General features: G+C 71.7%; 4 protein-coding genes. All 4 read left to right on the plus strand.

All coding sequences use genetic code 11. The annotated features are described in order from the left end of the window. The coding region (locus ACRDP3_RS09425; protein ID WP_431516411.1) for a homoserine dehydrogenase at nt 1-1,245 on the plus strand (1,245 nt) is incomplete at its 5' end. A gap of 61 nt (nt 1,246-1,306) precedes the next feature. Further along, on the plus strand, nt 1,307-2,413 hold the full coding sequence (thrC, locus tag ACRDP3_RS09430) for a threonine synthase (RefSeq protein WP_431516412.1): 1,107 nt from the start codon (nt 1,307-1,309) through the stop codon (nt 2,411-2,413). A 361-nt stretch (nt 2,414-2,774) separates the two neighbouring features. Beyond that, nucleotides 2,775-3,722: a homoserine kinase gene (thrB, locus tag ACRDP3_RS09435; RefSeq protein ID WP_431516413.1), complete on the plus strand. Its 948-nt coding sequence runs from the start codon at nt 2,775-2,777 to the stop codon at nt 3,720-3,722. Nucleotides 3,723-4,177: 455 nt separating this feature from the next. Next, a partial coding sequence (locus ACRDP3_RS09440; RefSeq protein WP_431516414.1) for a Rho termination factor N-terminal domain-containing protein occupies nt 4,178-4,685 on the plus strand: 508 nt, incomplete at its 3' end.

Consider the following 4,685-nt stretch of genomic DNA (forward strand, 5'->3'; position numbering starts at 1 on the left):
GTCGGCTCAGAGGTGGCACGCATCATGACGACGCACGCGGACGACCTCGCCGCCCGCATCGGCGCCCCCGTCGAACTGGCCGGCGTCGCCGTGCGCCGCCCCGACCGGGTGCGGGAGGGAATCGACCCCACGCTCGTCACCACCGACGCGGTGGGCCTCGCCCGGCGCGAGGACGTCGACGTCGTCGTCGAGGTGATCGGCGGCATCGAGCCCGCCCGGGCCCTGATCACCACCGCCTTCGAGCACGGCGCCAGCGTCGTCACCGCCAACAAGGCGCTGCTCGCCGAGGACGGCTCCACCCTCCACGAGGCCGCCGAGAAGTACGGCGCCGACCTCTTCTACGAGGCCGCCGTCGCCGCCGCCATCCCCCTGGTGCGGCCGCTGCGCGAGTCCCTGGCGGGCGACAAGGTCAACCGCGTCGTCGGCATCGTCAACGGCACCACCAACTTCATCCTCGACCGGATGGACTCCAGCGGCGCCGGCTACGGCGAGGCGCTGGACGAGGCCACCGCGCTCGGCTACGCCGAGGCCGACCCGACCGCCGACGTCGAGGGCTTCGACGCCGCCGCCAAGGCCGCCATCCTCGCCGGGATCGCCTTCCACACCCGGGTCCGCCTGGACGACGTGCACCGTGAGGGCCTCACCGAGGTCAGCGCCGCGGACATCGCCTCCGCCAAGCGCATGGGCTGTACGGTCAAACTGCTCGCCATCTGCGAGCGGGCCGCCGACGGCCGCTCCGTGACCGCACGCGTGCACCCGGCGATGATCCCGCTCAGCCACCCCCTGGCCAGCGTCCGCGAGGCGTACAACGCGGTCTTCGTCGAGTCGGACGCGGCCGGCCAGCTGATGTTCTACGGGCCCGGCGCGGGCGGCGCGCCCACGGCCTCGGCCGTGCTGGGTGACCTGGTTGCCGCCTGCCGCAACAAGCTCAACGGTGCCAAGGGGCCGGGTGAGTCGGCGTACGCGCAGCTCCCCGTCTCGCCCATGGGCGAGGTCGTCACGCGCTATCACATCAGCCTCGACGTGGCCGACAAGCCCGGCGTCCTCGCCCAGGTCGCCACCACTTTCGCGGAGCACGGCGTCTCCATCGACACCGTCCGCCAGCAGGGCAAGGACGGCGAGGCGTGGCTGGTCGTCGTCACCCACCGGGCCGCCGACGCCGCGCTGAGCGCGACCGTCGAGGCACTGCGCAAACTGGACACCGTACGCGGCGTCGCGAGCATCATGCGGGTCGAAGGCGAATAGCGGAACAGACAGCGGGAACAGCGGGCATCGGGGATCAGGGAGCTAAGGAACAGTGACGATCATGGAATCCGGCGTAGCCGCCACATCAGGAGCAGCCGCCGCACCCGGCACCGCACGCCAGTGGCGCGGCATCATCGAGGAGTACCGCGACCGGCTCCCGCTCGGCGCGGACACCACCCCCGTCAGCCTGCGCGAGGGCGCCACCCCGCTGGTGCCGGCGCAGCTGCTGTCCGAGCTCACCGGCTGCGAGGTCCATCTCAAGGTCGAGGGCGCCAACCCCACCGGTTCCTTCAAGGACCGCGGCATGACGGTGGCCATCACGCGGGCGAAGGAAGAGGGCGCCCAGGCCGTCATCTGCGCCTCCACGGGCAACACTTCGGCGTCGGCCGCCGCCTATGCCGTACGGGCGGGCATGGTCTGCGCGGTCCTGGTGCCGCAGGGCAAGATCGCGCTGGGCAAGATGGGCCAGGCGCTCGTGCACGGCGCGAAGATCCTCCAGGTCGACGGCAACTTCGACGACTGCCTCACCCTCGCCCGCGGTCTGTCCGACAAGTACCCTGTGGCGCTGGTCAATTCGGTCAATCCGTACCGCATCGAGGGCCAGAAGACAGCCGCCTTCGAAATCGTCGACATGCTCGGAGACGCGCCCGACATCCACGTCCTGCCGGTGGGCAACGCGGGCAACATCACGGCGTACTGGAAGGGTTACCGCGAATACGCGGCGGACGGTCCCGCCACTCGTACGCCGCACATGTGGGGCTTCCAGGCCTCCGGAGCCGCACCCATCGTGCGCGGCGAGCCCGTCAAGGACCCGAGCACGATCGCCACCGCCATCCGGATCGGCAACCCCGCCTCCTGGACGCTCGCGGAGCAGGCGCGCGACGAGTCGGGCGGCTTCATCGATTCGGTGACCGACCGTCAGATCCTGCGCGCCTACAAGCTGTTGGCGGCGCGGGAGGGTGTCTTCGTCGAGCCCGCGTCGGCCGCCTCGGTGGCCGGACTGCTGCAGGCGGCCGAACAGGGCACGCTGGAGCGGGGACGGCGGGTCGTGTGCACGGTGACCGGCAACGGCCTCAAGGACCCGGACTGGGCGGTCGCGGGCGCGCCGCCGCCGGTGACGGTGCCGGTCGACGCGGACGCCGCGGCGGAACGGCTGGGACTCGCCTGAGCAGCCGGGAAGCGATTCCCGGAGAGGGGCGGGCGAGCCGGCCGGCGAGGGAGCGCGGCGCTGCTCACGACACGCATCGTGCGCCTCCCGTGCGCCCTGTGTCGCCGGTGAACCTTCCTTCGATAAGCTTGTGTCAACCCCGAGCCCCCACGGCTACTTCGGGTATTCCCTCCTGCCGCGCCGGAGGGACCCCACCTCGGGACCCGCACCCGGACCGTCAGGCCCGGGGACGGCGGGCCGGCGACCGGCCGGGCCCGCCGCCGCGTTCCGCGTTCCGCGGGCCGTACTCGACGGTCCACGGGCCACGGTCCACGGGCCATGAGAATCAGCGTCACCACCAACCAAGGAGAGTCATCGGGAGATGGCCGGTCCCGCGTTTCGCGCCGCAGCTGTCCGTGTGCGTGTCCCCGCCACCAGCGCCAACCTCGGCCCCGGCTACGACGCGCTGGGCCTCGCGCTGGGCCTGTATGACGATGTCGTGGTCCGGGTCGCCGACTCCGGTCTGCACGTCGACATCGCCGGCGAGGGCGCCGAGACCCTGTCCCGCGACGAGGACCATCTGCTCGTACGGTCGCTCCGTACCGCCTTCGACCTGCTCGGTGGCCAGCCGCGCGGCCTGGAGGTCGTCTGTGCCAACCGCATCCCGCACGGGCGCGGTCTCGGATCGTCCTCCGCCGCCATCTGCGCGGGGATCGTCGCCGCCCGCGCGGTGACGACCGGGGGCGAGGCCAGACTCGACGACGCCGCGATGCTGGAGCTGGCCACCGAGATCGAGGGCCACCCGGACAATGTCGCCGCCTGCCTGCTGGGCGGTTTCACCCTGGCCTGGCTGGACGCCGGCGCGGCGCGGGCGATCAGGATGGAGCCCGCGGAATCCGTCGTCCCGGTGGTTTTCGTCCCCGCGAAACCGGTACTCACCGAGACCGCGCGGGGACTGCTGCCGCGTCATGTCCCGCATGTCGACGCGGCGTTCAACGCCGGCCGTGCCGCGCTGCTCGTGGAGGCACTGACCAGGCGGCCCGAACTGCTGCTGCCCGCGACGGAGGACCGGCTGCACCAGGAATACCGCGCTCCGGCGATGCGGGAGAGCGTGGAGCTGGTGAACCGGCTGCGCGCGGACGGCGTCCCGGCGGTCGTCTCCGGTGCGGGGCCCACGGTGCTCGCACTGCCCGAGGGGCACGGAGCCGCCGACAAGGTGACCCGGCTGGCGGGAGAGGAATGGACGGCCAACCGGCTGAGCCTCGACGTCGCGGGAGCCAGCGTGCTCCCGCTGGCGGCGGACGGGACGGAGCGCGGTGCACCTGAGTGACGCCGCACGACGCACTGACAGTGATCACACCAGGCCACGCCCGGGAGCGGGCGCTGATCCGGGGAGAGATCCGGGAGAGGGGGAATGTTTGTTGGATCCGGTAGTGTTAACCTCAAGTCTGTACTCGCAGTCTCGTGGCCCACACGTGAAGGTTTATGGTGGTCCGTAGGGTGCAGTGCTTGTGTGATCCCCCAGGGCGGAGTCCCAGGGATCGCCTCTTCCTCCAGGAGCCTCCCGCGCTGTCTTTCTTGTGGAGCAGTTCCGAGCCCGCTCCGGAGCCGACGTGCGGGACGCACATGTCCTCGTTGCACGCCGAACCAGTGAATTGATCTCCCCGTCGCACGTACAGACGGGACCACCGTCCCGGCCAGGTCCGCTCGCACAGGACCACGCCGGACAGCACGACCGGTCGCCGAGCCAGACAGGCCGACGTCCGCTCCAGGGAAGGACCCTTTGTGAGCGACACCACCGATCTGATGGGCGTGAACGCCGCTCCCGCCGAGGGAGGTAACTCCTCCGCGGGTAAGGCCGCCGGCGATGCCGCCGCGCCTGCTACGGACGCCGCCGCGCCCGCCTCCGGTGCCGCGCCCAAACGTCGGCGCTCCGGCACCGGGCTCGAGGGCATGGTGCTCGCCGAGCTTCAGCAGGTTGCCTCCGGACTTGGCATCAAGGGCACGGCGCGGATGCGCAAGAGCCAGTTGATCGAGACCATCAAGGAGAGGCAGTCGGGCGGCAGTTCGGCAGGTTCCGGGCCCGCGCCGGCGGCCAAGAGCACCGACGCCTCCGAAGAGGCCGCCGAGTCCAGGCCGAAGCGCCGGGCGACCTCCACGGCACGTACGGGCGAGTCCGCCGCGGACGGCCAGCAGGAAACTCAGCAGCAGATCGACATCCCCGGACAGCCCGCCAACGAGGAGAAGGCGGCCGGCGAGCGCCGTGACCGCCGCGACGAGGGCAGGGCCGACG

The organism is Streptomyces sp., from assembly GCF_050698815.1.
GTDB lineage: Bacteria > Actinomycetota > Actinomycetes > Streptomycetales > Streptomycetaceae > Streptomyces.